The 25,779-nt window shown below is 72.0% G+C and carries 24 protein-coding genes and 1 tRNA gene; 16 read left to right on the top strand and 9 right to left on the bottom strand.

Features of this window, described 5'->3' with window-relative positions:
* Positions 1 to 470: 470 nt before the first annotated feature.
* From ACWY4P_RS31780 to ACWY4P_RS31760, 5 genes are all read left to right on the top strand, one after another.
* Positions 471 to 632, top strand: a complete 162-nt coding sequence (locus ACWY4P_RS31780; RefSeq protein WP_456203910.1) for a hypothetical protein — start codon at positions 471 to 473, stop codon at positions 630 to 632.
* Positions 633 to 685: 53 nt separating this feature from the next.
* On the top strand, positions 686 to 985 hold the full coding sequence (locus ACWY4P_RS31775) for a hypothetical protein (RefSeq protein WP_456203909.1): 300 nt from the start codon (positions 686 to 688) through the stop codon (positions 983 to 985).
* On the top strand, positions 982 to 1,482 hold the full coding sequence (locus ACWY4P_RS31770; protein WP_456203908.1) for a hypothetical protein: 501 nt from the start codon (positions 982 to 984) through the stop codon (positions 1,480 to 1,482). Before ACWY4P_RS31775 ends, ACWY4P_RS31770 begins: the two co-directional genes overlap by 4 nt.
* Positions 1,483 to 1,549: 67 nt before the next feature.
* Positions 1,550 to 2,947, top strand: coding sequence for a diaminopimelate decarboxylase (locus ACWY4P_RS31765; RefSeq protein ID WP_456203906.1), 1,398 nt, complete (start codon positions 1,550 to 1,552; stop codon positions 2,945 to 2,947).
* Positions 2,948 to 3,201: 254 nt separating this feature from the next.
* Positions 3,202 to 4,455: a cytochrome P450 gene (locus ACWY4P_RS31760; RefSeq protein WP_456203905.1), complete on the top strand. Its 1,254-nt coding sequence runs from the start codon at positions 3,202 to 3,204 to the stop codon at positions 4,453 to 4,455.
* A 109-nt stretch (positions 4,456 to 4,564) separates the two neighbouring features.
* On the opposite strand, the gene ACWY4P_RS31755 is transcribed toward ACWY4P_RS31760, so the two are convergent.
* The 4 genes from ACWY4P_RS31755 to ACWY4P_RS31740 all read right to left on the bottom strand — a co-directional run bounded on the left by ACWY4P_RS31755 (position 4,565) and on the right by ACWY4P_RS31740 (position 8,553).
* Complete coding sequence (locus ACWY4P_RS31755) at positions 4,565 to 5,263, bottom strand: class I SAM-dependent methyltransferase (protein WP_456203904.1); 699 nt, start codon at positions 5,261 to 5,263, stop codon at positions 4,565 to 4,567.
* Positions 5,264 to 5,314: 51 nt separating this feature from the next.
* Positions 5,315 to 5,911 carry a hypothetical protein gene (locus tag ACWY4P_RS31750; RefSeq protein WP_456203903.1) on the bottom strand — a complete coding sequence of 199 codons (597 nt, stop codon included), beginning with the start codon at positions 5,909 to 5,911 and terminating at the stop codon, positions 5,315 to 5,317.
* A gap of 105 nt (positions 5,912 to 6,016) precedes the next feature.
* Positions 6,017 to 6,970: a MurR/RpiR family transcriptional regulator gene (locus ACWY4P_RS31745; RefSeq protein WP_456203902.1), complete on the bottom strand. Its 954-nt coding sequence runs from the start codon at positions 6,968 to 6,970 to the stop codon at positions 6,017 to 6,019.
* 47 nt (positions 6,971 to 7,017) lie between these two features.
* Positions 7,018 to 8,553, bottom strand: a complete 1,536-nt coding sequence (locus ACWY4P_RS31740) for an aromatic amino acid ammonia-lyase (protein WP_456203901.1) — start codon at positions 8,551 to 8,553, stop codon at positions 7,018 to 7,020.
* Positions 8,554 to 8,713: 160 nt separating this feature from the next.
* On the opposite strand from ACWY4P_RS31740, the gene ACWY4P_RS31735 reads away from it, so the two are divergent.
* Genes ACWY4P_RS31735 through ACWY4P_RS31720 form a run of 4 tightly spaced genes read left to right on the top strand, consistent with a single transcriptional unit; the run spans position 8,714 to position 12,203 of the window.
* Positions 8,714 to 9,883, top strand: a complete 1,170-nt coding sequence (locus ACWY4P_RS31735; RefSeq protein WP_456203900.1) for an ABC transporter ATP-binding protein — start codon at positions 8,714 to 8,716, stop codon at positions 9,881 to 9,883.
* Positions 9,880 to 10,521, top strand: coding sequence for an ABC transporter permease (locus ACWY4P_RS31730; RefSeq protein ID WP_456203899.1), 642 nt, complete (start codon positions 9,880 to 9,882; stop codon positions 10,519 to 10,521). Before ACWY4P_RS31735 ends, ACWY4P_RS31730 begins: the two co-directional genes overlap by 4 nt.
* Before the next feature lies 1 nt (position 10,522).
* Complete coding sequence (locus ACWY4P_RS31725; protein WP_456203898.1) at positions 10,523 to 11,206, top strand: ABC transporter permease; 684 nt, start codon at positions 10,523 to 10,525, stop codon at positions 11,204 to 11,206.
* Positions 11,207 to 11,219: 13 nt separating this feature from the next.
* Positions 11,220 to 12,203 (top strand): ABC transporter substrate-binding protein, encoded by a 984-nt coding sequence (locus ACWY4P_RS31720; protein ID WP_456203897.1) that lies wholly within the window; start codon positions 11,220 to 11,222, stop codon positions 12,201 to 12,203.
* A gap of 69 nt (positions 12,204 to 12,272) precedes the next feature.
* On the opposite strand, the gene ACWY4P_RS31715 is transcribed toward ACWY4P_RS31720, so the two are convergent.
* Entirely contained in the window at positions 12,273 to 13,664 is a 1,392-nt protein-coding gene (locus ACWY4P_RS31715; protein WP_456203896.1) for an acyl-CoA synthetase, read from the bottom strand.
* Between the two features lie 128 nt (positions 13,665 to 13,792).
* Here ACWY4P_RS31715 and ACWY4P_RS31710 point away from each other — a divergent pair, with 128 nt between their 5' ends.
* On the top strand, positions 13,793 to 14,242 hold the full coding sequence (locus tag ACWY4P_RS31710; RefSeq protein WP_456203895.1) for a hypothetical protein: 450 nt from the start codon (positions 13,793 to 13,795) through the stop codon (positions 14,240 to 14,242).
* A 303-nt stretch (positions 14,243 to 14,545) separates the two neighbouring features.
* Here the strand turns inward: ACWY4P_RS31710 and ACWY4P_RS31705 are convergent, their stop codons facing one another.
* Positions 14,546 to 15,946: a cystathionine beta-synthase gene (locus tag ACWY4P_RS31705; RefSeq protein ID WP_456203894.1), complete on the bottom strand. Its 1,401-nt coding sequence runs from the start codon at positions 15,944 to 15,946 to the stop codon at positions 14,546 to 14,548.
* 216 nt (positions 15,947 to 16,162) lie between these two features.
* Between ACWY4P_RS31705 and ACWY4P_RS31700 the strand changes: the two genes are divergently transcribed.
* From ACWY4P_RS31700 to ACWY4P_RS31690, 3 genes are all read left to right on the top strand, one after another.
* On the top strand, positions 16,163 to 17,197 hold the full coding sequence (locus tag ACWY4P_RS31700; protein WP_456203893.1) for an SGNH/GDSL hydrolase family protein: 1,035 nt from the start codon (positions 16,163 to 16,165) through the stop codon (positions 17,195 to 17,197).
* Between the two features lie 149 nt (positions 17,198 to 17,346).
* Positions 17,347 to 18,591 carry an acetyl-CoA C-acetyltransferase gene (locus tag ACWY4P_RS31695; RefSeq protein ID WP_456203892.1) on the top strand — a complete coding sequence of 415 codons (1,245 nt, stop codon included), beginning with the start codon at positions 17,347 to 17,349 and terminating at the stop codon, positions 18,589 to 18,591.
* A gap of 246 nt (positions 18,592 to 18,837) precedes the next feature.
* Positions 18,838 to 19,821: a hypothetical protein gene (locus ACWY4P_RS31690; RefSeq protein ID WP_456203891.1), complete on the top strand. Its 984-nt coding sequence runs from the start codon at positions 18,838 to 18,840 to the stop codon at positions 19,819 to 19,821.
* 105 nt (positions 19,822 to 19,926) lie between these two features.
* On the opposite strand, the gene ACWY4P_RS31685 is transcribed toward ACWY4P_RS31690, so the two are convergent.
* Positions 19,927 to 20,301: a hypothetical protein gene (locus ACWY4P_RS31685; RefSeq protein WP_456203890.1), complete on the bottom strand. Its 375-nt coding sequence runs from the start codon at positions 20,299 to 20,301 to the stop codon at positions 19,927 to 19,929.
* A 123-nt stretch (positions 20,302 to 20,424) separates the two neighbouring features.
* On the opposite strand from ACWY4P_RS31685, the gene ACWY4P_RS31680 reads away from it, so the two are divergent.
* Positions 20,425 to 20,655, top strand: coding sequence for a DUF4287 domain-containing protein (locus ACWY4P_RS31680; RefSeq protein ID WP_456203889.1), 231 nt, complete (start codon positions 20,425 to 20,427; stop codon positions 20,653 to 20,655).
* Between the two features lie 131 nt (positions 20,656 to 20,786).
* Here ACWY4P_RS31680 and ACWY4P_RS31675 read toward each other — a convergent pair whose 3' ends face one another.
* Positions 20,787 to 21,683 (bottom strand): Bax inhibitor-1/YccA family protein, encoded by an 897-nt coding sequence (locus ACWY4P_RS31675; RefSeq protein WP_456203888.1) that lies wholly within the window; start codon positions 21,681 to 21,683, stop codon positions 20,787 to 20,789.
* A gap of 186 nt (positions 21,684 to 21,869) precedes the next feature.
* Positions 21,870 to 21,952 (bottom strand) — tRNA-Leu (locus ACWY4P_RS31670).
* Positions 21,953 to 22,349: 397 nt separating this feature from the next.
* Here ACWY4P_RS31670 and ACWY4P_RS31665 point away from each other — a divergent pair.
* Together ACWY4P_RS31665 and ACWY4P_RS31660 are read left to right on the top strand one after the other, a co-directional pair.
* Positions 22,350 to 23,129 carry an ABC transporter ATP-binding protein gene (locus tag ACWY4P_RS31665; protein WP_456203887.1) on the top strand — a complete coding sequence of 260 codons (780 nt, stop codon included), beginning with the start codon at positions 22,350 to 22,352 and terminating at the stop codon, positions 23,127 to 23,129.
* A gap of 82 nt (positions 23,130 to 23,211) precedes the next feature.
* Positions 23,212 to 25,755, top strand: a complete 2,544-nt coding sequence (locus ACWY4P_RS31660; RefSeq protein WP_456203886.1) for an ABC transporter permease — start codon at positions 23,212 to 23,214, stop codon at positions 25,753 to 25,755.
* Positions 25,756 to 25,779: the final 24 nt, after the last annotated feature.

Below are 25,779 nucleotides of genomic sequence, written 5' to 3'. Positions count from 1 at the left end.
GCATGAGGTGCCACAGCACGATTAGGGCCAGGCAACCCAAGATCGTTCTGCTGGGAACATTCCATTACGACCCTCGTGCGCGCACTAAATGAGAGGGTCTGTTCTTGTAAAATACTGAACCCGTACAGAATCCGGGTTGCTATACGATTGCAGTCCGGCGTGCCGCACCCAGGAGGTATCCTCCAGCAGCGTGCGCGGAATGTGCATCTCCTTGCCATTTAGCCGCATCGACCGCTTACAGCTTGTGTCGGTAACTTACGACGTGAGCGTCACCTTTGCGATTGCTGTAGGCGCAGGTAGCCGCAGCCGACGCGCATGGTGCCGCGAACGGCAACCTGACCGGAGCTGGAATACTCGTCGGCGCGCTGGCCGCGCAGCTGACCGGCGACGCCCTGGCCACCACCCGGATCAGCACCTTCGCCCTCATTGCACGGGGGATCACACTGCGCGGCATCGCGGCCTTCGACCGCATGGACGCGTACCCGGAGTACGAGCGCGAATTCGGCCGCGCGCTGAGCGAGGGCACGATGACTTATCCGCACGCCCGGCTGCGGGGCGTCGAGCAGTCGCCGCGCGCGCTGTGCGAGCTGGTCGAGGGCCGCCGTGTCGGGGCCGTCCTGGTGGAGTTGTGAGCCGTTCACCTTCGGCACCCCGCCCCGTAACACACCGTGCTACGGTGTCTCGTATGGCCGCCAAGGAACGCTTCAGCATCAGCATGGACCCGGATGTCCGCGCCTCGGTGAAGGAGCACGCCGAGGCGATGGGGCTTGACGTCTCGACCTACATCACAGCGGCTCTGCGCAGACAGATGGCGGAGGACGACCTTGTCGCCCGGCGCTTCGCCGAGGTGGACGCCGCGATCTCGGCCACGGAAGCCATGCCGGCCCCGGCAACCGCCGATCCGGTGATTGGCGAGGCTGATCTGGCCGCCGCGCGCGCCGGAATCGCGCGGGCCCTCGCGCCGTCTACACAGGAAGCGGCGTGAGCACGGCCGTCTTCGTCTACGACACCGGCATGCTCATCGCGCTGGAGCGGCAGGACAAGGCCGCCCACGTTCTCCATGCCGTGCTCACCGAGCGCGATCATCCCCCGGTCGTGCCCCTTCCTGTCCTCGCCCAAGGGTGGCGTCCCGGCCGCTGGACACCGCTGAGTCGCGTCATCCCGCAGTGCGTCGTTTTCGGCGCCCGCACCACCGAGACCTGGGGATGCGGTGTCTGCCAAGCCGGGCACGTACAGGAAGACGCCAAGCGCGCCGGTCAGCTGCTGGCCATGGCGGCGCTGCCCGTGGAGAAGCGGCCTGACGCGGTGGATGCGCTGGCCGTCGTCATCGCCGCGAGGCACCCAGAGGCGGTCATAGTGACGTCAGACCCCCGCGATCTCGTCGCCTACCGCGATGTACTGGTGGGGGGAGCGGACGGCGTCCGTGTTCTCCCCGTTCCCGATATCCCTGACTTCATCGCAGGGAAGCGCGTTCTCCTTTGACCGTCCCGGCTGGAGCTGGTCGCCGGCCGGGACTCGGTGGTTGGCTGGTGACATGACATCGAAGCCGATGGCAACGAGGGCAGGGACGGCGGCGCGGACGGTCGCCCGGCGGGAGCGGGCGGTGCGGGCCGCCGTGGAGCAGGGGCTGATCGGGGCCGATCAGCCCGTCGTCGGGCTGCTGGACGTGGCCGGCATCCGGGCGGCCGCGGCCGAGCTGCGGGCCGCCTTCGACGAGGTCGTCGCGCCCGGCACCCCCGTGCTGCACACCTTCGCCGTCAAGGCCGCCTCGCTGGTCCCCGTGCTGCGGCTGCTGGCCGACGAGGGGATCGGCTGCGAGGTGGCCAGCCCCGGCGAGCTGGCCCTGGCCCGGGCCGCGGGGGTCCGGCCCGAGCACATCGTGCTCGACGCGCCCGCCAAGACCACCGCCGAGCTGCGCGAGGCCATCGAGCTCGGCATCGCGGTCAACGCCGACAACCCGCAGGAGCTGGCGCGCCTCCACGCGCTCGTATGGCCGCAGAACGGCCCCGGGCCCACACTGCCGCCCGGCCCGCTCGGGCTGCGGGTCAATCCGCAGGTGGGCGGCGGCAGCATCGGAGCGCTCAGCACCGCCACCGCGACCTCGAAGTTCGGGGTGGCGCTGCTGGACCCGGGGGCGCGCGAGTGGGTTGTGAACGCGTTCACCAAACGGCCCTGGCTGACCCGGCTGCACGCGCACGTGGGCTCGCAGGGCTGCCCGCTGGAGCTGATGGCGGCGGGCGTACGGGCCACGTACGAGCTCGCCGAGGAGATCAACCGGGCCGTCGGCCGACAGCAGATCGACACGCTCGACATCGGCGGCGGGCTGCCCGTCAACTTCGGCTCCGACGAGATCACCCCCGGCTACCGCGACTACGCCCGGCTGCTGCTCGACACCGTCCCCGGGCTGTTCGACGGCCGGTACGGGCTGGTCACCGAGTTCGGGCGGTCGCTGATCGCCAAGTCCGGCACGGTGCTGGCGCGCGTGGAGTACGCCAAGTCGGCCGGCGGCCGGCCGATCGCCATCACCCACGCGGGCGCCCAGGTGGCCATGCGCACCGTGTTCGCCCCGGAGTCATGGCCGCTGCGGGTCGTGGCCTACGACTGGGAGGGCGTGGCCAAGCCGACCGGGCCGGACGGTCCGGTCGCCCAGGACGTCGCCGGGCCGTGCTGCTTCGCGGGTGACCTGATCGCCGTGAACCGGCCGCTGCCCGCGCTGAAGGCGGGCGACCTGGTCGCGCTGCTCGACACGGGCGCGTACTACTTCTCCAACCACTTCGCGTACAACAGCCTGCCCCGCCCCGGGATCTACGGCTTCTCGGTCGACGGCGGCGGCAGCGGCGGCAGGAAAGGCCACGTTCGCTTCGCCCCCGTACGCTCGCCGCAGTCCCTCGACGAGATCGTCGCCGAGAGCGGCGGCGAACACGCGGATGCGCTGTCGGGGCTTTGACTGCTCCCCCGCATCTCCCCGCGGTATCTCCCCGCGGTGCGGATCAGCACGGGCGTGGACGGTAACAACTTCCCTTTCCACGAGGGGTGGCTGTTAGCCTTCTGCCCAGGTCGTCCGCGATATGGAACCCAAGGTTCCGCATGGTCGGGCGGCCCTATGCCAGCCCCGTGCACGGTGAGCCGGTCGATCGTTCGAGCGATGCGGGGTTCCTTCGACGCGTCGGCAAACGTGCCGCCCGCTCAGGAGCACACCGCATGAATCATCCCCAGGTCCCCTCGCCCCCCGTGGGCTGCCCCGCCCACAACCCCGGCGTCGTACGCATGCACGCCCTGCGGTTCCAGGCCGATCCGGCCGAGCTGTACGGACAGTTGCGGCGGGAACACGGGCCGGTCGCCCCGGTCCTGCTCGACGGCGACATCCCCGCCTGGCTGGTCCTCGGCTACCGCGAGGTGCACCGCGTCACCACCAACCCCGAGCTGTTCGCCCGCGATTCTCGCCGCTGGCACGCCTGGGACCGGATCCCGGACGACTGGCCGCTGCTGCCGTTCGTCGGCTATCAGCCGTCCGTGCTGTTCACCGAGGGCGCGGAGCACCAGCGGCGCTCGGGGGCGATCAGCGAAGCCCTGTCGGCAACGGACCAGTTCGAGCTGCGCGCGCACAGCGAGCAGGTCGCCGACGAGCTGATCGACGCCTTCGCGGGCAGCGGCCGGGCCGAGCTGATGACCGAGTACGCGAGCCAGGTCCCGCTGCGCGTGGTGGCCCGGATCTGCGGCCTTGAACCCTCCGAGACGGCCGACCTGGAGCGGGACATGACCGCCTCACTGGACGACGGCGAAGGAGCTGTCGCGGCGTACGGCCGAATAGCCGCCAAGATGGCGGAGTTGGTGGAGCGCAGCCGCCGTGCGCCCAAGGCGGACGTGCCCTCGCGGATGGCGGCTCACCCGGCCCGGCTCAGCGACGAAGAGATCGCCCAGGACATGATCTCGATCATGGCCGCCGGTCAGCAGCCCACGTCCAACTGGATCGGCAACACCCTGCGGCTGATGCTGACCGACGACCGGTTCGCCGTCACGATCTCCGGCGGGCGCCGCAGCGTCAGCCAGGCGCTCACCGAGGTGCTGTGGGAGGACACTCCGACCCAGAACTTCATCGGGCGCTGGGCATCCCAGGACACCACGCTCGGCGGGCAGCAGATCAAGAAGGGCGACTGCGTCATCTTGGGCCTGGCCGCCGCGAACACCGACCCGCAGGTACGGCCGGACTTCGCCGCCAACTCCGCCGGCAACCAGGCCCATCTGTCCTTCAGTCACGGTGAGCACCGCTGCCCGGAGCCGGCGCCGGAGTTGGCCGAGATCATCACCAAGGCGGCCATCGAGGTGCTCCTCGACCGGATCCCTGATGTGGTGCTGTCGCTCCCCGCCGATGAGATCGAGTGGCGGCCGTCCGTCTGGATGCGGGGCGTGGCCGCCCTGCCGGTCGAGTTCACTCCGGCCTACATCCCCCGGTGACCGTCCGGGGGTTTCTTCCCAACCCCCGCCCGTTCCGCATAGTCCACGATCGCCGGACGGCCCGGTTTCCGGGCCGTCCGGCGATTGAGGATCGCGGCCGACAACCGCGTCACTGGACCTCGCTCCCGCTCGACGGAGCCGTCCAGGCCATCGCCAGGGCAAAGCCGAGGTCATCGAACCGGGCCCCGGGAAAGACACTCCCGTAGAGCTCGCGGAACTGCTCGCGCGACAGGTAGCGGTCGCTGAGCAGATGGGCCAGCCACGGTCGGCTGTGCCAGAAACGCAGCTGGAACCATCCGTCACGAAGCCCCACGCGTCGGATCTCACCGGGGAAGCCCCACACCGCAGGCCAGGTGTACGCCTTACGCGGCGGCGTTGGATACAGATCACACACGTTGTCGATCAGCGCGACGGTGCCGCCAGGCCGCACGAGGCTCTTCAAATGCTCCAAACCCGCGCGGTAGTCCTCCAGGTGGTGCAGCATCGTGTGGCTGTAGACCAGGTCGAAGCCGCCTTCGTCTGCCAGCCCGAAGAGATCCTCCACCACGTAGCGCACATTGGACCGTGCCCTCTTGGCCTTGGCGATCTCGATCAGGGGGCCACTCAGGTCCAGGCCGACAACCTCCTCGAAGCTGTCCGCCAGGGCCTCGACCGCGTGCCCCGAACCGCAGCCGGCATCCAGAGCACGCTTGCCCTTCAGGCCCAGTCCGAGCACCCAGGCGGTGTTCTGCCCCGGGAGCAGGCTCACGAAGCGGTCGTAGTCGAGGGCGAACCGGTCGAAGGACTGAGGATCAGCTATCTGCGTCATACCTCTCCCGTACACGGCACGGCCCTTCGTACGCAGAGGAACAGCCGCACGTCAGCGCGCCGCCGCGGCCTCCGCGCGGCCCCGCCTGGTCCCGCCCGGCCCCGCGTCCCCGGCGACGATCCCGGTCGTCTGGTAGGCGCTGACGCCCTTGGCCGCCGGCCTGCCGCGGGCCACCCACTCCGCGCGCACCCACAGCAGCACGTCGTTGGCCCGCTCCCAGCGGCCCAGCCACAGCGCCTTGGCCCACAGACCGGCGCCGATCCCCGCCAGCAGCATCCCGACGGCCGCGGGCACGGCGAACGACGACCCCACCGCGGCCAGGAACACCAGCAGCAGCCACCAGCGCAGCGCCCGCCGCCTGGCCCGTACGGTCACGGCGCGGTCCTGGAGGAACACCGACTTGCCCGCGCGCGAGGCACCGCGCGCCAGCTCCAGATACCGCCCCCGGCGCACCGAGAAGGCCACGGCCGCCGCGATCAGGAACAGCGCCGCCCCGGCCAGCACTCCGATCCGGCGCCCCGTCAACCCTGTCAGCCCCGGCACCGACACCCCGACGCCCGCGGCCAGCAGGCCCAGCCACCACAGCCACCCCGCCGGTGCCCGCACGACCACGGCCACCCGCGCCAGCGCATACGCCCCGCGCCCCACGACAGACCTCCTCCTCGTCACCGAATTTCGGCTCACACAAGCCGTACATACATCCGTTCGGCAAGGGACTCTAGTCAGTGGTGGTGAGAATTCCCTGAGACGCGCTCATTCCACGAACAGCCCCCGTTCCGCGGCCTTCGCGTCGAACTCCTCCAGCCGCGCCTGCGCGTCCGGCAGCGCGTCGCACATCGCCTCCAGCAGCACCCGCCCCAGCAGCATCGGCGCGCACGCCGTGTCGAAGGCGAGACCGGTGCCCACCGCCGCGGGCAGCAGCAGATCGCTGTGGCGGGCCACCGGGGCGAAGGCGCTGTCGGCGACCGTGACCACGGTCAGCCCGGCGGACCGGGCGTACTCCAGGCCCTCGACGACCTCGCGCGGATGGCGCGGCAGGGCGAAGCACAGCAGGGCGGTCGCGCCCGCGTGCACGGCGGCGTCGACGCGGTCGGTGAGCATGGTGCCGCCCTCGTCCAGCAGGCGTACGTCCGGGTGGACCTTGCGCGCGAAGTACGCGAAGCCGCCCGCCTGGGCGGAGGCCGCGCGCAGCCCGAGGACCGGCAGCGGCCGGGACTCGGCGAGCAGCCTCCCGGCCCGTGCGACCGGAGCCGGGTCGGCGAGCAGGGACGCCAGATGGCGCAGGTTGTCGATCTCCGACTGCACCGCCTGCTGGTACTCGTTGTACGCGTCCTCGCCCGCCGACCGCTCGGCGGCGGCGGGGGCGACCTCCCGCAGATGCCTGCGCAGCGCCGGGTAGCCGTCGAAGCCGAGCGCGACCGCGAAGCGGGTCACCGACGGCTGGCTGACGCCGGCCAGCTCGGCGAGTTCGACGCTCGACAGGAACGGCGCGTCGGCCGCCCGCCGCACCATGCAGTGGGCGATGCGCCGCTGGGTCGGCGTCAGGCGGTGGCCCTCGAAGAGCTGCTGAAGCCGCGCGGCGCCGCTCCCCGTGTCACCTGCCCCGGCCGCCCCGGCCGCGCCAACCGCGCCAACCGCCCCGGCCGCCCCGGCCGTGCCGACCAGCCGAGCCCCCGCCTCCGCCGACGCCCCCGTGTCCGTACTCATCGCTTTCTCCTGCCCCTCTCGGCCCTCCCGGGCCCACTCCCCGATGTTCAACTCTCCGCGCTCATGGCGCTCATGTCCGCCAGCCCGTCCAGCAGGCCCGCGGCCACCGCCACATCCTGCGTCAGCGGCCGGTCCTCCATCCTCGGATCGAGCGCCTTCTCCGCCAACGCGTAGGCCGCGCCGACCGGCAGTCCGGGGTCCGGTTCCAGCCCGCGCTGGCGCAGCGCCCGTATGGCCGCGACCAGTTCGCAGCCCAGCACCTGCCGGTAGTTGTCGACCACGCGCAGAGTCTGCCGGGCGGCGAGCGAGGCGAAGCTGGCCTGTTCCTCGACGCCGCGCGAGAGCACGGCGTGGCCGAGGGAGGCGGGGTGGGAGACGGCCCGCATCTCGCCGAGGGCCGCCCCCGCCGCGTACTCCAGGATCATCACGCCCGAGCTCGCGGGCGCGGTGTCGCCGAGGAAGGGGCGCAGCCGGGTGAAGTCCGGCTCGGAGAGCGCGGCGAGCCGGGCGGTGGACAGGCGGGCGGTCTGGAGGGCGGCGAGCCGGAAGTGGTCGAGGGCGAGGGCGGTGTGCGCGGCGTAGAAGTTGCCGTGGTGGTAGGCGGCCTCGTCGTCGGGGCAGATCAGCGGGTTCTCGGCGGCGGCGTTGAACTCGACGGTCAGCACCCGCCCCAGCGCGTCGGCGGCGTCCAGCGCCGGGCCGTGGATCTGTGGCAGGCAGCGGAAGCCGTACGGGTCCTGGATCCGGCCGAGCGGCGGCGTCGGGCGGGCCGGGGCGCCGAGCAGGGCGCGCATGCGGGCGGCCGCCTCGATGGAGCCGGGGTGCGGGCGCGCCTCGTGCACGGGCTGGGCGTAGGCCTCCAGCGAGCCGCCGACCGCGATCAGCGAGAGCGCGGCGACGGTGAGCGAGGCGGCCAGCAGTCGGTGCAGCTCGGCGAGGGCGAGCGCCGACTGGCCGAGGGTGAGGGCGTTGCTGCTGATGAGGGCGAGGGCGTCGTTGCTGTCGAGCTCGATCGGCGCCGGGGCGTGGCCGCCCGGGGCGGCGTCGGTGAGGTCCCAGGGGTGTTCGCCGACGAGCGCGAGGCCGGTCTGGGCGAGCGCGGCGAGGTCGCCGGTGCCGACCGCGCCGTATTCGTTGACGACCGGGTGGGCGCCGCTGTCCAGGGCGTCGACGAGGGCGGTGACGACGGCGGGGCGCAGCCCGGCGCCGCCCGCGAGGAGCTGGTTGGCGCGCACGGCGAGCATGGCGCGAACCTCGCGGGCGGGCAGCGGCGCGCCGATGGCTCCGGCGTGGCTGCGCAGCAGGCGCAGGCCGTGGTCCTGGTCGGCGGCCCCGACGTCCTCGGTGCGGTTGGCGCCGACGCCGGTGCTGCGGCCGTAGACGCGCCCGGAGGCGGCCAGCCGGCTCGCGGTCTCCCAGGCGCGCTCGGCGCGGGCGAGGGCTTCCGGGTCGGGCGCGGCGGGCCGGCCCGTGCGGTCGGCGAGCCGTACGACGTCGGCCACGCGCAGGGTCCGCCCGTCCAGCACGATCCGCGGCGCGGCGTCGCCGACAGTACCCGCGGAGTCCAGAATCTGAGACAACATCCAGAGAAGCCCCTTCCATCCGCACCCTAATCGGACGGAGACCTACCTTCCGTCCCGCATTGTGAGCAGAAGTAACCGTCGATTAACACCAAACTCTTGACTTCTATTCACTCGCCTATGACTGTGCATGACTATATGCAGACAGGGCAAGGGGAAGCGGATGATCAGCTTCAAGCGAGTCAGCAAGCACTATCCGAACGGCACCACTGCCGTCGACAACCTCGATCTGGAACTCCCCGAGGGCGACATCACCGTCCTCGTGGGCTCCTCCGGCTGCGGCAAGACCACCACCCTCCGGATGGTCAACCGGATGGTCGAGCCGAGCAGCGGCACGATCAGCGTCGGCGGCCGTGACGTACGCCAGGCCGACGCCGCCGAGCTGCGGCGCGGCATCGGCTACGTCATCCAGCAGGCCGGGCTGTTCCCGCACCGCACGGTGCTCGACAACATCGCCACGGTCCCGCTGCTGCTCGGCTGGGGCCGCCGCAAGGCACGGGCGCGCGCCGCCGAGCTGCTGGAGCTGGTGGGCCTGACCGCCGAAGCCGGCAAGCGCTACCCGCACCAGCTCTCCGGCGGCCAGCAGCAGCGCGTCGGCGTCGCCCGCGCCCTGGCCGCCGACCCACCGGTGCTGCTGATGGACGAGCCGTTCGGCGCGGTCGACCCGGTCGTACGGACCCAGCTCCAGAACGAGCTGCTGCGCCTACAGAGCGAACTGCGCAAGACTGTGGTCTTCGTCACCCACGACATCGACGAGGCGGTGCGGCTCGGCGACCGGATCGCGGTCTTCCGCACCGGCGGCCATCTCGTGCAGTGCGCCAAGCCCGCCGAGCTGCTGGCCGACCCCGCCGACGACTTCGTCGCGGGCTTCCTCGGCGCCGAGCGCGGCCTGAAGCTGCTCTCGCTCTCCACGCTCGCCGACGTACCGCAGCGCCCGGCCCGCACCGCCGGGACGGGGCTGGACAAAGACACGGCCGGCGGGCGCTGGCTGCTGGTGACCTCCGAGCGCGGCGAGCCGCTGGGCTGGCGGGACGCCGAGGGCCCGCAGGGCGACCGGGCCCCGCTGCTGCCGGTGCGCCCGCTGCGGGACGGCGACTCCCTGCTGACCGCCCTCGACGAGTCGATAGCCTCCCCCGCCGGGCTGGTCGCCCGCGTGGACGCCGACGGCGTCCTCACCGGCGTGACCGACCGCGAGCGGATCCATGAGCACGCGAGGCGGCGCCACGCCGCAGCGGCACGGGCCGCCACGCCCGCGGACGGCACCGCCACACCCCAGGACCCCGACGCCCAGGACCCCGACGCCCAGGACGCCACCGCGGGCGTGACGGCATGACCATCGACTGGGGCTGGTTCCCCGACCACCGCGACGACCTCGTCCGGCTCACCCTCGACCATCTGTCCACCGCGGTCCCCTCCGTGCTCTTCGGGCTGCTGATCGCCCTGCCGCTCGCCGTGCTCGCCCACCGCGTACGGCCGCTGCGGGGGGTGCTGCTGGGGCTGTCCAACATCCTGTTCACCATCCCGTCCATCGCGGTCTTCGTGCTGCTGCTCCCGGTCACCGGCCTCACCCGCACCACCGCGATCACCGGCCTGACCATCTACACGCTGGTCGTGCTGCTCCGGAACACCGTCGAGGGCCTGGACAGCGTCCCCACCAAGGTCCGCGAGGCGTCCAAGGCGATGGGCACCCGCCCGCTGCGGACCCTGCTCACCGTCGAGCTGCCGCTCGCCTTCCCGGTGATCATGGCGGGCGTCCGGGTCGCCACCGTCATGGCGATCTCGCTGGTCAGCGTGGCCAGCTACATCGGATACGGCGGCCTCGGCCAGCTCTTCACCGACGGCTTCCAGCGCAACTACCCCACCCCCGTCGTCGCCGGAGTCGCCCTGTCCCTGCTGCTCGCGCTGGCCGCCGACGCCGTACTGGTGACCGTCCAGTGGCTGTGCACCCCGTGGCTGAGGAGGCGTGCCTGACATGATCGAGCTGCTGAAGAACCTCGCCCACTGGCTCACCAGCGGCGCCCAGTGGTCCGGGCCCGAGGGCATCGCCACACGCCTCCTGGAACACCTCCAGTACTCGCTCCTGGCCACCCTCGTCGCCACCCTCATCGCCCTCCCCGTCGGCCTGCTCATCGGCCACACCGGCCGCGGCGCCTTCCTCGCCATCAACCTCGCCGGCTTCGGGCGCGCGCTGCCGACGGTCGGCCTGGTCACGCTGGTCTTCCTGGCCAGCGGGCTGAGCATGTGGCCGGTGTACATCTCGCTGGTCGCCCTCGCGGTCCCGGTCATCGTCACCAACACCTACGCGGGCATGGCCGCCGTCGACCCCGAGGTCAAGGACGCCGCGCGCGGCCAGGGCATGCGGGCCCACCAGGTCCTGCTGCAGATCGAGCTCCCCCTCGCGCTCCCCCTGATCATGACCGGGCTGCGGCTGGCCGCCGTGCAGGTGGTGGCGACCGCCACCATCGCCGCGTACGTCAGCTTCGGCGGGCTCGGCCGGTACGTCTTCGACGGGCTCGCCCAGCGCGACCTGGTGCAGGTGCTGGGCGGGGCGGTGCTGGTCGCCGTGCTGGCCATCGCCCTGGACCTGGTGCTGGCCGGAGTGCAGCGCCTGCTGTTCCGCCACCGCCCCGCGCCCTCGCACGCCCACTCGCACTGAGGAGTAGTCCCGCATGACCCCCCTGAACCCCCGGAACTCCCAGGCATCCCGCACTCCCCGCCCCACCCGCAGGGCCCTGCTCGGCGGCCTCCTCGGCGCCGCCGCCCTCCCCGCCCTCGCCGCCTGCGGCGGCGTCACCTCGCTCGACGGAGGCTCCGGCGGCGGTGGCTCCGGCGGCGGCAGCAGCGCGGGCGGCCTGGTCGTCGGCACCGCCAACTTCACCGAGAACCAGATCCTCGGCTACCTCTACGCCGAGGCGCTGCGCGGCGCCGGCGTCAAGGCGAGCGTCCGCCCCAACCTCGGCTCCCGCGAGATCGTCATCCCCGCCCTCCAGCAGGGCGACATCGACCTGCTCCCCGAATACCAGGGCAACCTGCTCCTGCACTTCGACGACACCGCGAAGCAGACGGAGGCCGGCGACCTCCAGAACGCCCTGGCCGTCGCCCTCCCCAGCGCCCTGGAAGCCCTCCCCTACGCCGCCGCCGAGGACAAGGACGTCTTCGCCGTCACCAAGGAGACGGCCGACCGGCACGGGCTGCGCAGCCTCGCCGACCTCCACAGGCTCGACGGCAAGCTGGTCTTCGGCGGCCCGGCGGAGGACAAGAAGCGCGTCGTCGGCCTGATCGGCCTGAAGGACGTCTACGGCACCACCTTCAAGGAGTTCAAGTCCCTGGACGCCTCCGGCCCGCTGGTCAAAGGCGCCCTGAAGAAGGGCGACGTCGACGTCGCCAACCTCTTCAGCACCGACCCCGACATCCAGGCCAACGGCTGGGTCATGCTCGCCGACCCCAAGCGGCTCATCCCCGCCCAGCACATCGTCCCCGTCATCCGCAGCGCCAAGGCCGACGCCAAGGTCCGCAGGGCCCTGGCCCGGCTGGGCGGCGCGCTCACCACGCCGGAGCTGGCCAAGCTGAACAAGCTGGTCGACGTGGAGAAGAAGGACCCGGACGAGGTGGCGGCGGACTGGGTCGAGCGGAACGGCCTCGCCAAGCGTTAGCACCGCCCCGAAGGGCAGGGCGGCCCCGCCCGGGCCGCGCTGCCCTCACCCCGCCCCTGAACTCTCAGGTCAGGCCGGGGGCAGCAGCTTCTTCTGGGGCTTCCCCATAGCGTTGCGCGGCAGCGCCTCCAGGAAGCGGACCTTGCGGGGGCGCTTGTGGACGGAGAGCTGTCCGGCCACGAAGTCGATGAGCTCCGCCTCGCTCACTCCGTCGGCGACCACATACGCCACGATCTGCTGGCCCAGGTCCTCGTGCGGAGCGCCGACGACCGCCGCCTCGCGGACCGCCGGGTGGTCCAGCAGCGCGTTCTCGACCTCGCCCGCGCCGATGCGGTAGCCACCGGACTTGATCAGATCGGTGGAGGCGCGGCCGACGATGCGGTGGAAGCCGTCGGGTTCGATGGCGGCGATGTCGCCGGTGCGGAACCAGCCGTCCTCGGTGTACGAGCCCGTGGTCGCCTCGGGGCGGCCCAGGTACCCGTCGAAGAGGGTCGGGCCGGTGAGCTGGAGCTCGCCGATCTCCGCGCCCTCCTCTGCCGCGATCCGGGTGCGGATACCGGACAGCGGGGTGCCGACATAGCCCGGGCGGCGTTCGCCGTCCGCGCGGGTGCTGAGGGTGATCAGCGTCTCGGTCATGCCGTAGCGCTCGACGGGCCGGTGGCCGGTGAGCGACTCCAGGTCACGGAAGACGGGGGCGGGCAGGGGCGCGCTCCCGGAGACCAGCAGCCGGGCGGCGGACAGGGCGCGGGCCGCGTCCGGGTCCTGGACGACCCGGTGCCAGACCGTCGGCACGCCGAAGTACAGGCTGCCGCCTTCCGCCGCGTACGCCGCGGGGGTCGGCCGGCCGGTGTGCACCAGGCGGCTGCCCACGCGCAGCGCGCCCAGCACGCCGAGCACCAGCCCGTGCACATGGAACAGCGGCAGGCCGTGGACCAGCGTGTCCTCCGCCGTCCAGGCCCAGGCCCCGGCCAGCGCGTCCAGGTCGGCGGCGACCGCGCGCCGGGAGATCAGGGCGCCCTTGGGCGCGCCGGTGGTGCCGGAGGTGTAGAGGACGAACGCCGTCGACTCCGGGTCCGGCTCGGGCCCGCTCCACGCCGCGCGCTCGGCCAGGTCCACCGGGACGGTCTCGACGGGGGCGGCGGGCCCGGCGCCCTCCCCCGCGCCCGTCAGCAGCAGCGCGGCCTTGGAGTCCCGGAGGATGTGGTCCCGTTCCGCGGGCCCGGAGTCCGGCGGCACGGGCACCACGGGCACCCCTGCGAGCAGCGCGCCCACCACGGCCGTCACCGTCTCCGCCGTCGGGCTCGCCCGCACGGCGACGACCGGCGCCCCGGCGATCCGGGCCGCGACCGCGCCCGCGGCGCCGAGCAGTTCCTCGCGGGAGCAGGCACGGCCGCCCACGGTGAGCGCGTCGGGGCGGTCGCCTCCCGGCTCGGCGAGGGACGTAAGCAGAGGTGCGGACACGGACTGGCTCCTTCCACAGCGGGCCACAGCGGCCACGGCGGGCCCCGGGGTACGGGTACCTGTCCCCCCAGGCGATTCGGGGGGCTAGCCCTACCGACAATGCGTCCCTGTGACCGTACCGTCGGAGCATGGACAGCCGGGACGCCGATCTGAAGCGCGAACTCGACGCGACCCTCCAGACGCGCAAGGAGCTGGGGGCGGAGTACGAGACGGAGTTGGTCGACTCCTTCATGGAGAAGGTCGAGCAGCGGTTCCACGACACCGCGGACCGCCAGGTGCGGCGGCAGCTGGCGGAGCAGCAGATGGCCGCCGCGCGCGGTGCGCGCCCCCACCCGGCGGGCCGGCCCGGGGAGGGCCAGGGGCTCGGGCTCGGGGGCGGGTTCGGCGAGCGCTTCGCCTTCGTCACGGTCTCGCTCGTGCTGGCCATCCCGCTCTGCACGGTCGCCGTGGTCAACGCGGGTCTGAGCGGGCTGCTGGTCACCTGGGCCGGCATCTTCGCGGTCAACGCGGTGCACGGGGCCGGGGCGTTCTCCTGGCTGCGCCGCCGCCGCGAGGCGCGCGCGTCGCACGGCGAGTAGCAGGAGAAAGATTAGGGGGGACCGCCGCACCCCGGTGCGAGCACCGAGGGCGGGACGACGGCGGTCCCCGCCAGGGACGCGGGCCGGCACTGGGCCGGGCCGTCGCGTCCGGGCGACCGTGGAGGTCCGGGAGCCGCTCCGGAGGTCCGTGTCGCCGCACTTGGGGTGTCGGTGTCATCCGTTCCGACACCCACTAATCTGCCGGAGCTGTGTTAAGCCCGTGCTGCGGGCGCGTGACACCCACGTACCACTTACCGGAAGGGCGTACGACCTTTTGCGCGGCGGGAGTTGCGCCCGGTGCGGCTAGCGCTGGGTGGTGCCCTGCGCGCCCTTGGCGAGGTAGGCCAGCAGGTCCTGCCGGCTCACCACCCCGGTCGGCTTCCCCTCCACCAGCACGATGGCCGCGTCCGCCCCGCCCAGCACCGCCATGAGGTCCTCGACCGGCTCGCCCGAACCGACGTGCGGCAGCGGCGGGCTCATGTGCTTCTCCAGCGAGTCGCTCAGCGCGGCGCGCTGCGCGAACAGCGCGTCCAGCAGCTCGCGTTCCACCACCGAGCCGATGACCTCGGCGGCCATCACATCCGGGTGCCCGGCGCCCGGCTTGACGATGGGCATCTGCGAGACGCCGTACTCCCGCAGCACCTCGATCGCCTGACCGACCGTCTCGTCCGGGTGCATATGGACGAGCGAGGGCAGCCCGCCCTCCTTGCCCTGGAGCACGTCGCCGACGCGCACCGCCGGGCCCTCCTCCTCCAGGAAGCCGTAGTCCGCCATCCACTCGTCGTTGAAGATCTTGGAGAGATAGCCGCGGCCGCTGTCGGGGAGCAGGACGACCACCACATCGTCGGGGCCGAGCTCCTCGGCGACCCGCAGCGCCGCGACCACGGCCATCCCGCACGAGCCGCCGACCAGCAGCCCCTCCTCGCGGGCGAGCCGCCGCGTCATCTGGAAGGCGTCCTTGTCGGAGACCGCGACGATCCGGTCGGCGACGGTCCGGTCGTAGGCCGTCGGCCAGAAGTCCTCGCCGACGCCCTCGATCAGATACGGGCGGCCGGTGCCGCCGGAGTACACCGAGCCCTCGGGGTCGGCGCCGATGACCTGGACCCGGCCCTCGCCGGCCTCCTTGAGGTAGCGGCCGGTGCCGCTGATCGTGCCGCCGGTGCCGACGCCCGCCACGAAGTGGGTGATCTTCCCCTCCGTCTGCTCCCACAGCTCGGGGCCGGTCGTCTCGTAGTGCGAGCGCGGGTTGTCGGGGTTGCTGTACTGGTCCGGCTTCCAGGCGCCCGGGGTCTCGCGCACCAGGCGGTCCGAGACGTTGTAGTACGAGTCGGGGTGCTCGGGGTCCACGGCCGTCGGGCAGACCACGACCTCGGCGCCGTACGCCCGCAGCACATTGATCTTGTCGGTGGACACCTTGTCGGGGCACACGAAGATGCACTTGTAGCCCTTGCGCTGGGCGACCATCGCCAGGCCGACACCGGTGTTGCCGGAGGTCGGCTCGACGATCGTGCCGCCCGGCTGCAGCGCCCCGGAGCGCTCGGCCGCCTCGATCATCCGTACGGCGATGCGGTCCTTCACCGAGCCGCCGGGGTTGAAGTATTCGACCTTGGCCAGGACGGTCGCCCGGATGCCCTCGGTGACGCTGTTGAGCTTTACCAGCGGGGTGTTGCCGACCAGCTCAATCATCGAATCGTAGTACTGCACACCTGCTCCAGGTCCGAAGTCAGCGGGATCTCCGCGGTCAGGGCGGCCGCCATCGCGGGCCCGTGCTGCCCAGCTTATTGCGCGCCGTGCCCGTCCACCGGTGCGCCGAGCCCCGGCGCGAACGCGGCAACAAGCCGGGCCGCAAGTGGTTAGCAAGTCGTACAAAAAAGGGTACAAATGAGCAACGAGGCGTGTGGACGGAGGTGGGCTGAACCCATGTCCATGTCGAGAGCGAGAGTCGCGCGGCGGATCGCCGCCGCGGCGGCGTACGGAGGCGGCGGCATCGGGCTGCTGGGCGGCGTGGCCGCCGTTCTGCTGCTCACCGAGGTCTCCCACGCGAAGCGGGTGGTCGGCGGGTCCGAGGACCCGCCCCCGCGCGCCGACGGCCGATACGGTTTCGACCTCGCCCTCCGCACCGGCCAGCCGCCGCTGCGACTGGCCTTCCTCGGCGACTCCACCGCCGCCGGGCAGGGCGTGCACCGGCCCAGCCAGACCCCGGGCGCGCTGCTCGCCTCCGGGCTCGCGGCAGTCGCCGAGCGCCCCGTCGACCTGCGCAACGTGGCCCAGCCCGGCGCCCAGTCCGATGACCTGGAGCGCCAGGTGGCGCTGGTGCTCGAGGACCCGGCGGCCCGCCCCGACGTCTGCGTGATCATGATCGGCGCCAATGACGTCACCCACCGCATGCCGCCCGCCCAGTCCGTACGGCTGCTGTCGGAGGCGGTGCGCAGGCTGCGCGACAGCGGCTGCGAGGTGGTGGTGGGCACCTGCCCCGATCTCGGCACCATCGAGCCCGTCTACCAGCCGCTGCGCTGGGTCGCCCGCCGCCTCAGCCGCCAGCTGGCCGCCGCGCAGACCATCGGGGTGGTCGAGCAGGGCGGCCGTACGGTCTCGCTGGGCGATCTGCTCGGGCCCGAGTTCGCGGCCAATCCGCGGGAGCTGTTCGGGCCGGACAACTACCACCCCTCGGCGGAGGGGTACGCCACGGCCGCGATGGCGGTGCTGCCGACACTGTGCGGGGCGCTCGGGCTGTGGCCCGAGGAGCCCGAGGAGACCCGCGACGTGGGCATCCTGCCGGTGGCCAAGGCCGCGGCCGAGGCGGCGGCCGAGGGCGGCAGCGAGGTCACCGCGGCCCGCGGCCCCTGGGCCCGGCTGCTGCGCCGCGACGGCCGCACCTCGGGCGAGCGGGCTCCCTCGGCCCCGAACGCGGCCGAGGCCCCCTCCTCCACCGGCCCGCCCCCGGCGGGCCGATGAGGCGCTCAAGGCGCCCACGGGGCTCAAGGCGCTGAGCGTACGCTTGGAAAAGAGGTCCGCATCACAGCCCCGATGCCGTGACCCCTGCGATACGTGCGGGTAACTTCCCTCAGAGCCCCGCCAAGCCCTTCGTGCCCCCTGGAGCCGTGATGCCCGAAGCCGTGATCGTTTCTGCCGCCCGCTCCCCCATCGGCCGGGCCTTCAAGGGCTCGCTCAAGGACCTGCGGCCGGACGACCTGACCGCCGAGATCGTCCAGGCGGCGCTCGCCAAGGTCCCCGAGCTGGACCCGCGCGAGATCGACGACCTCATGCTCGGCTGCGGCCTGCCGGGCGGCGAGCAGGGACACAACCTGGGCCGGATCGTGGCCGTGCAGATGGGCATGGACCACCTCCCCGGCTGCACCATCACCCGCTACTGCTCCTCCTCCCTCCAGACCTCCCGCATGGCGCTGCACGCGATCAAGGCGGGCGAGGGCGACGTCTTCGTCTCGGCGGGCGTCGAGATGGTCTCCCGCTCGGTGAAGGGCAGCTCGGACGGGCTGCCGGACACCCACAACCCGCTCTTCGCGGACGCCGAGGCCCGCACCGCCGCGCGCGCCGAGCAGGAGGGCACGGACTGGCACGACCCGCGCGAGACTGTGTCTGATAGCGGCTCCGCCGCGGGCCTGCTCCCAGATGTGTACATGGCGATGGGCCAGACCGCCGAGAACCTGGCCCGGCTCAAGGGGATCACCCGCGAGGAGATGGACGAGTTCGGCGTACGGTCCCAGAACCTCGCCGAGGAGGCCATCAAGAACGGCTTCTGGGAGCGCGAGATCACCCCCGTGACCACCCCGGACGGCACGGTCGTCAGCAAGGACGACGGGCCGCGCGCGGGGACCACGCTGGAGGGCGTGCGCGGCCTCAAGCCGGTCTTCCGCCCCGACGGGCTGATCACCGCGGGCAACTGCTGCCCGCTCAACGACGGCGCCGCGGCGCTGGTGATCATGTCGGACACCAAGGCGCGCGAGCTGGGCGTGACGCCGCTGGCGCGAATCGTGTCCACCGGCGTCACGGGGCTCTCGCCGGAGATCATGGGCTACGGGCCGGTGGAGGCGTCCAAGCAGGCGCTCGCCCGCGCCGGGATGACGATCGACGACATCGACCTGGTCGAGATCAACGAGGCCTTCGCCGCGCAGGTCATCCCGTCCTACCGCGACCTGGGCGTCGACCTGGACCGGCTCAATGTGAACGGCGGCGCGATCGCCGTCGGCCACCCCTTCGGGATGACGGGCGCCCGGATCACCGGCACACTGATCAACTCGCTGCAGTTCCACGACAAGCAGTTCGGGCTGGAGACCATGTGCGTCGGGGGTGGCCAGGGCATGGCCATGGTGCTGGAGCGGCTGAGCTGAGCCGAGCCGAGCGTTTGCGTCCAGCACATGAGTTGTGACCGAATCTCCCCCAGGATGTGACCAACGTCCCGGGGGAGTGGTGTAAACCCAGCTCAGCGGGGGTGTCCCGGGTACCCTCCGCACCTCCCGAGCCCGATTTCCATCCACTTGGTGATGTTATGCACTGACACGGGGCGGCACCGCGGGCCAAGCTGAGGTAGGAATTCGGGGGATCTACAGGAACCGGGAGTTACGTCAGTGAGCCCCATGACTCTTGCCGCCCTCCTGGCCGCGGCCACCGCCACGGCCGTGGGCGCCTCCGCCCTGCTCGCCGCCCGCGGTGTGCGGCGGCAGATCACCGAGCTGCGCGCCGAGCTCGCGGCGGCGGTCACTCCCACCGCCGTCCGGGACGGCGGAGCGGACCGGGCGGGCGAGCCGGACGCCGTCGCGGTCCCCGCGCCCCGCGCCGCAGCCCCCGCCGCCCCCGCCGCCGAGATACGCGCCGCGGTCGCCGACGCGCTCGCCGAGGAGCGGGAGCGCGAGCTGGCCGAGGCGCGGGCGTTCTGGGCCGCGCAGGAGGCCCGGGACACCGCGGCGGCGGCCGACGCGCATCCGCTGCTGGGCAGGCTGGCCGGGCTCGGCGAGGAGCCCCAGCCGGACCTCATCCCGTATGTGCCGCGGCAGGCCGACCCGGGCGGCGTGGAGCCGCTGCTGGACCTGGACGTGCCCGGCCCCGACGCCCTCGACCCCGCCGGAGAGCCGGACCGGCAGCCGGAAGCCGCGACGGAGGTCGGGACGGAGGTCGAGGTGGACCTCGGCCTGGACACGGGTCGCCTGGACACGGGTCGCCTGGACGCCGAGCCGGCGGCCGAGACCGTGGAGTCGGCCGAGCTGGAGGCCGCGCGCCGGCGCCACCCCTCGCACCCCGACTTCTCGCCGCACCCGGCCGTCGCCGACCACGACCGGACCGTCGCCCGGCTCACCGCGCTGGCCGACGCCCGCACCCCGCTCGCCGACGTACGCCCCGGCCCGCTGGGCACCCTCGATGTGTACGTCTTCGCCGACGGCACCACGGTCTGCATGACCCCCGGCCACCGCGAGACCGCGGAGCGGCTCGCGGACGCGGTGCTCGAAGGCCCCACCCCGGTGCTGCTGGGCAGCTCCGGCGTCCTCGGCGCCTACGCGCTGACCTTCGGCTGCGGGGACGAGCAGGTGTACGTCCTCGCCGACCGCGTCATCGCCTCGCTGTAGCCTTACCGGCCCGGCCCCGCCTCCCTTCCCTGACGGGCCCCACAAGCCCGCCACAGGCGCCTCAGGCCCCGCCATCGGCCGCCGGCCGGAAGGGCCGCGGCGCGCTCAGAGGCCGCAGCGCCTGGCCGTGACCTCCACAAGCGCCACCGCGGAGGCCAGCGCGTCCCCAGCCTCCCCGGCGCTGCCTCCCTCAGCCTTCCCGGCGCTGCCTTCCTCGCCGCCCTCCGGCGCGCGCTCCAGCGCATGCGCCAAATCATGACCGGCCACCGCCATCTGGTCCGCGACCGCGAACATCCCCACGTCCGGCATGATCCTCGGGCCGCTCCCGGGCTCCTCGATCCGCTGGGCCCGAACCGACAATTCCCTTGCCAGCGCCAGCCCTTCGGCCGCCGCGCCCTTGCTCAATCGGGACTGCGGAAGGGCGCGCAGGCGGTCCGCGAGGCGGTCGACGGCGGTCAGCAGAGGGGTCACGTCATTCACATCGCGAGCCTATGCGCCACCCGCAGACTGTTGCCAACGGCCGAACAGTCAGGCACGGTGAGCTGAAGGACCACACCCGGGTCGTGACGAACGGCCCGGAAAACGGACGCGTCGGAGGCGCCGATGTCCCAAATCTTCTCCGAAGAAACCCACCGGAACCTGCTCTCCCGAATCCCCCAATGCACCGGCCGTGAAGTCGCCGAATGGTTGCGCACCGTAGACGAAGGACCTGCTCTCTTCCGCTTCGAGGAGAAGGTCAGCTGGCTGCGCGGCGAACACCAGCTCGCGTACGGCCACGCCAAGGCGATCATTCATGAGCACGATCTGAGGCGGGCCGCGCGCAAGCTGCTCTGACCTCCCCTCCCCTCCCCGACACAACGGAACATGGCGAAGGGCCCGCCGGGCGACTGCCCCGCGGGCCCTTCGTGATCACCAGAGGGCCTGGCCCTCGAAGGCTCAGCCCCCGAAGACCAGGCCCCGAAGATCTAGTCCCGGAAGATGGAGATCAGCCGGAGCAGCTCCAGGTAGATCCACACCAGGGACAGGGTCAGACCGAACGCGGCCAGCCAGGACTCCTCGCGCGGAGCACCGTAGCGGACGCCGTCCTCGACCTGCTTGAAGTCCATCGCCAGGAACGCGGCGCCGAGCACCACGCCGATGATGCCGAACACGATGCCGAGGCCGCCGCTGCGGAAGCCGAGGCCGTCACCGCCGCCGAAGGCGGCGAACAGCAGGTTGACCGACATCAGCAGGAGGAAGCCGATGGCCGCGCCGACCACAAAGCGCTGGAATCGCGCGTTCACCCGGATGAGCCGGGTCTTGTACGCGGCGAGCACACCGACGAAGACGGCCATCGTGCCGAGCACGGCCTGCATCGGGATGCCGGACCAGCGCTCGTTGTACACCTGGCTGATGACGCCGAGGAAAACGCCCTCGAAGAGGGCGTAGCTCATGATCAGCGCGGGTGAGGCCTTGCGTTTGAACGACTGCACCAGGCCGAGCACCATCGCCACGAGCGCGGCACCGATGCCGACGGCAACGGGCAGCTCCATGATCCAGGCGGCCGCCGCGGCGAGGATGACCGTGCCGAGCGTCATGCCGGTGCGCATGACGACGTCGTCCATCGTCATACGGCCGGTCTGCAGCGGGCCCGCCGGCGGCGCGCCGTACATCTGCTGCAGCTGGTCGGGCGTCAGATTCTGCTGGTCACCGGCCGCGTAAGGGTTGGTCGGTGCTTGCGTCTGCGCGTACGGATTACCACCGGCGTACGGGTTGCCCTGGGCTGCGGCGGGGCCCCCGGCCTGCGGTGCCGCGCCGAAGCCCGCGTAGCCGCCGTCGCGGCTGAACCCCCGTCGCGAGAAGACCGGGTTGCTGCTCCTCATCTCACTCCTCCATGGCCGCCCTGCGCGACCTTCACTCCAGAGTAATGGGTAAGCAAAAAAAGCACCCTAGTGCCCAAGGAGGATCTTTTCACGCGCGCGCGTGCGGCGCGAGGCCCATGCGGGCCCCGCGCGATAGACGTTGGGCGACCGGATGCGCACGCAGCGTGCGGCAACAAGGTCTGGGTGTGCCCGGAACCGGACTTGAACCGGTACGCCCGCGAGGGGCAGCGAGGTTTAAGCTCGCCGTGTCTGCATTCCACCATCCGGGCAGCGGCTCCCTGGGCCGTACGAGCGCGTACGTCCCTCCCCATAGGAGAGCAACCACGAGCCTATCCGGGGGCACGCCCCCGAACAGCGGATCGACGAACCGAGGTTGTCTTATTTTATTGGCAACTGAGGGTCCATCAGCATCGGGGTGGGGCAACCGCACACACCCGCGCCCATCGGACCTGGCCATATGCCGCGCCACCCCCACGACCGGGATTGACGCAATCTCGACGCCCCCGGACGGGGGTCCTTCTCCTCCCCAAGGAGGACCCGGGGGCCCGGGCATACGTCCCGAGTCCCGTACGGAAACCGGAGCGCGGACTGATACCGGCGCTCCCCCGGTCGAGGACCATGGGAGGAACGCCCTGATGTCCCGACCGCACGACAGGAGCCCTCACCGTGACCACGACCCCCTCCGGCGTCCAGGCCGCCGCCCGCGCCACCGCGGCGGCGCGCGCCACGGACCTCACCAAGGTCTACGGGCAGGGCGAGACTCAGGTCGTCGCCCTCGACGGCGTCTCCGTCGAGTTCCGGCAGGCCGAGTTCACCGCCATCATGGGCCCGTCGGGCTCGGGCAAGTCGACCCTCATGCACTGCATGGCGGGCCTGGACACGGTCTCCGGCGGCTCGGCCCGCATCGGCGACGTCGAGCTGACCTCGCTCAAGGACAAGAAGCTCACCCAACTGCGCCGCGACAAGATCGGATTCGTCTTCCAGGCGTTCAACCTGCTGCCCACGCTCAACGCGCTGGAGAACATCACGCTGCCGATGGACATCGCCGGCCGCAAGCCGGACAAGGCGTGGCTGGACCAGGTGGTGGACACCGTGGGCCTGTCCGATCGGCTCAAGCACCGCCCCGCCCAGCTCTCCGGTGGCCAGCAGCAGCGCGTCGCGGTGGCCCGCGCACTGGCCGGCAAGCCCGACATCATCTTCGCGGACGAGCCGACCGGCAACCTGGACTCGCGCGCCGGCGCGGAGGTCCTGGGCTTTCTGCGCAACTCGGTGCGCGAGCTGGGCCAGACCGTGGTCATCGTCACCCACGACCCCGTCGCCGCCGCGTACGCCGATCGGGTGGTCTTCCTCGCCGACGGCCAGATCGTCGACGAGCTGCGCGACCCGACCGCCGAGGCGGTCCTGGACCGGATGAAGCGCTTCGACGCCAAGGGCCGTACCAGCTGAGCCGGGCGCGCCGACCGCCCGGACCAGGTCCGTACCCGCCCCCTCGACGCTCCTCAAGCCGCTCTCCTCACTTGGACTGACCATGCTCCGTACCGCCTTGCGCAACGTGCTCGCGCACAAGGCCCGGCTGATGATGACCGTGCTCGCCGTTCTGCTCGGCGTGGCCTTCGTCTCCGGCACCCTGGTCTTCACCGACACCATTTCCAGCGCCTACCAGAAGAGCTCCGAGAAGGGCTTCGCGGGCGTCGACGTCGCCATAAAGCCGGACAAGTCCGACGAGGACTCCGGAAACCCCGGCGCCGCGCCCCGGCTGACCCAGCGCCTGCTCGACCAGGCCGGCCGGGTGCCCGGCGCCGCCTCGGCCACCGGCGCCGTCTCCGGCTACACCGCCATCGCCGACAAGAAGGGCGACCTGCTCGGCAACGGCTTCGCCAACACCGGCGCCAACTACTACCCGGGCACCGGCGGCAAGGACCTCCGCTACACGCTGACCGACGGCCGCGCCCCCAAGTCCGCGGGCGAGGTCGCGCTCGACTCCAAGACCGCCGACCGCGGCCACTACAAGGTGGGCGACACCGTCCGGCTGTCCGTGGACGGCCCGGTGCGCCGGGAGAAGGTCGTCGGCGTCTTCACCACCGACGACGGCAATGTCGCCGCGGGCGGCAGCCTGGTGCTGTTCGACACCCCCACCGCACAGCGGCTGTTCGCCAAGCCGGGTGAGTTCGACGAGATCGACCTGAACGCCGCCGCGGGCACCTCGCAGGCCACCCTGAAGTCGGGCGTCGACAAGATCCTGCCGAAGGAGGCCGAGGCCACCACCGGTCAGAAGCTCGCCGACGACCAGGCCGCCCTGATCAAGCAGCAGATGAGCGGCATGCAGACCGGCATGCTGGTCTTCGCCGGAATCTCGCTCTTCGTCGGCGTCTTCATCATCGCCAACACCTTCACCATGCTGGTCGCCCAGCGCACCCGCGAACTGGCCCTGATGCGCGCGGTCGGCGCGTCCCGCCGCCAGGTGACGCGCTCGGTGCTGATCGAGGCCACCGCCGTGGGCGCGGTCGCGGCCGTCACCGGCCTGGCGGCCGGCATCGGCATCGGCGCTGGGCTGCGCTCGCTGCTGAACTCCACCGGGGCCACCGTCCCCGACGGCCCGCTGGTCGTCTCCCCGACCGCCATCGCGGTCTCGCTGCTGGTCGGCGTCGTGGTGACGGTGCTCGCCGCCTGGCTGCCGGGCCGCCGCGCCGCGAAGATCCCGCCGGTCGCCGCGATGAACAGCGTGCACGCCGCGCCGACCACCCGCGGCCTGGTGGTACGGAACACCATCGGCGCCGTCCTCGCCGGGGCGGGCGCGGCGGGCGTGCTGGCCGGAAGCGGCATGGGCAGCGACGGCAAGCTCCCCATGGGGCTGGGCGCGGCCGTCCTGGTGGTCGGGGTGTTCGTGCTCACCCCGCTGCTGTCCCGGCCGCTCATCGCGGCCGCCGCCCCCGCGCTGCGCGCCTTCGGGGTCTCCGGCAAGCTCGCCCGGCAGAACGCGGTGCGCAATCCGCGCCGTACCGCCGCCACCGCCTCCGCGCTGATGGTGGGGCTGACCCTGATCACGGGCATGACCGTGATCGCGGGCAGCGTGCAGAAGGGCATCGACAACCTGGCCACCGGCGCCCTGAAGTCGGACTACGTGGTCAGCCTGGGCGGCTTCGACGGCGTCCGCCCGCTGTCGCCCGACGTGGAGCGGACCCTGGGCAAGCTCGACCAGGTGACCACCCTCAGCCCGCTGCGCAACTCCGCGTCCCGGATCAACGGCGACACCGAATACCTGACCGGCGTCAACGGCAAGGCGATCCAGGACCTGGTCGGCGTCGACTTCAAGGAAGGCTCCTTCGCCGGGCTCGGCGGCGACAAGGTCGTGGTCGACGACAAGACCGCCGACCGCAACGGCTGGAAGCGCGGCTCGGCCTTCACGGTCACCTACGAGGACGGCCGCAAGGGCCGGCTGAACGTCGTGGGCGTCTACGAGGGCAACCAGATGATCCGCGGCATCATGCTCGACAACACCACCCTCACCCCGCATATGCGCACCGTGACCGATATGCAGGTCATGCTGAAGACCAAGGACGGGGCCTCCGACGCCACCAAGAACGCCATCGAGAAGGCGCTCGGCGACAACCCCGCGATCCAGGTCCAGGACAAGCAGGACATCTCCAACGGCATCGCGCAGTTCTTCACCCTGATGCTGAACATGCTCTACGGGCTGCTGGCCATGGCCGTCATCGTCGCGGTGCTGGGGGTCATCAACACCCTCGCGATGTCGGTCTTCGAGCGGTCCCAGGAGATCGGCATGTTGCGGGCCATCGGTCTGGACCGGCGCGGCATCAAGCGCATGGTGCGCCTGGAGTCGCTGGTGATCTCGCTCTTCGGCGGGGTCCTCGGCATCGGCCTCGGCGTCTTCTTCGGCTGGGCGGCCGGTGAGCTGATCTCGAACGGGCTGCCCACCTACGAACTGGTCCTGCCGTGGGGGCGGATGACCGTCTTCCTGGTGCTGGCCGCGCTCGTCGGCATCCTGGCCGCGCTGTGGCCGGCCCGGCGGGCGGCGAAGCTCAACATGCTGGCCGCCATCAAGGCGGAGTAGCGACCCACCCCGCGCCCCACCCCT

The organism is Streptomyces sp. LZ34, from assembly GCF_053890475.1.
The sequence above is the reverse complement of the archived record's forward strand: the minus strand, read 5'-3'. Positions and strand labels throughout refer to the sequence as shown.

Bases quoted from the DNA above. Each gene is read 5' to 3' on its own strand.
- ACWY4P_RS31780 (WP_456203910.1), top strand. From the start codon at position 471: ATGGACGCGTACCCGGAGTACGAGCGCGAATTCGGCCGCGCGCTGAGC.
- ACWY4P_RS31775 (WP_456203909.1), top strand. From the start codon at position 686: ATGGCCGCCAAGGAACGCTTCAGCATCAGCATGGACCCGGATGTCCGC.
- ACWY4P_RS31765 (WP_456203906.1), top strand. From the start codon at position 1,550: ATGGCAACGAGGGCAGGGACGGCGGCGCGGACGGTCGCCCGGCGGGAG.
- ACWY4P_RS31760 (WP_456203905.1), top strand. From the start codon at position 3,202: ATGAATCATCCCCAGGTCCCCTCGCCCCCCGTGGGCTGCCCCGCCCAC.
- ACWY4P_RS31755 (WP_456203904.1), bottom strand. From the start codon at position 5,263: ATGACGCAGATAGCTGATCCTCAGTCCTTCGACCGGTTCGCCCTCGAC.
- ACWY4P_RS31745 (WP_456203902.1), bottom strand. From the start codon at position 6,970: ATGAGTACGGACACGGGGGCGTCGGCGGAGGCGGGGGCTCGGCTGGTC.
- ACWY4P_RS31740 (WP_456203901.1), bottom strand. From the start codon at position 8,553: ATGTTGTCTCAGATTCTGGACTCCGCGGGTACTGTCGGCGACGCCGCG.
- ACWY4P_RS31735 (WP_456203900.1), top strand. From the start codon at position 8,714: ATGATCAGCTTCAAGCGAGTCAGCAAGCACTATCCGAACGGCACCACT.
- ACWY4P_RS31730 (WP_456203899.1), top strand. From the start codon at position 9,880: ATGACCATCGACTGGGGCTGGTTCCCCGACCACCGCGACGACCTCGTC.
- ACWY4P_RS31725 (WP_456203898.1), top strand. From the start codon at position 10,523: ATGATCGAGCTGCTGAAGAACCTCGCCCACTGGCTCACCAGCGGCGCC.
- ACWY4P_RS31720 (WP_456203897.1), top strand. From the start codon at position 11,220: ATGACCCCCCTGAACCCCCGGAACTCCCAGGCATCCCGCACTCCCCGC.
- ACWY4P_RS31710 (WP_456203895.1), top strand. From the start codon at position 13,793: ATGGACAGCCGGGACGCCGATCTGAAGCGCGAACTCGACGCGACCCTC.
- ACWY4P_RS31700 (WP_456203893.1), top strand. From the start codon at position 16,163: ATGTCCATGTCGAGAGCGAGAGTCGCGCGGCGGATCGCCGCCGCGGCG.
- ACWY4P_RS31695 (WP_456203892.1), top strand. From the start codon at position 17,347: ATGCCCGAAGCCGTGATCGTTTCTGCCGCCCGCTCCCCCATCGGCCGG.
- ACWY4P_RS31690 (WP_456203891.1), top strand. From the start codon at position 18,838: ATGACTCTTGCCGCCCTCCTGGCCGCGGCCACCGCCACGGCCGTGGGC.
- ACWY4P_RS31680 (WP_456203889.1), top strand. From the start codon at position 20,425: ATGTCCCAAATCTTCTCCGAAGAAACCCACCGGAACCTGCTCTCCCGA.
- ACWY4P_RS31675 (WP_456203888.1), bottom strand. From the start codon at position 21,683: ATGAGGAGCAGCAACCCGGTCTTCTCGCGACGGGGGTTCAGCCGCGAC.
- ACWY4P_RS31660 (WP_456203886.1), top strand. From the start codon at position 23,212: ATGCTCCGTACCGCCTTGCGCAACGTGCTCGCGCACAAGGCCCGGCTG.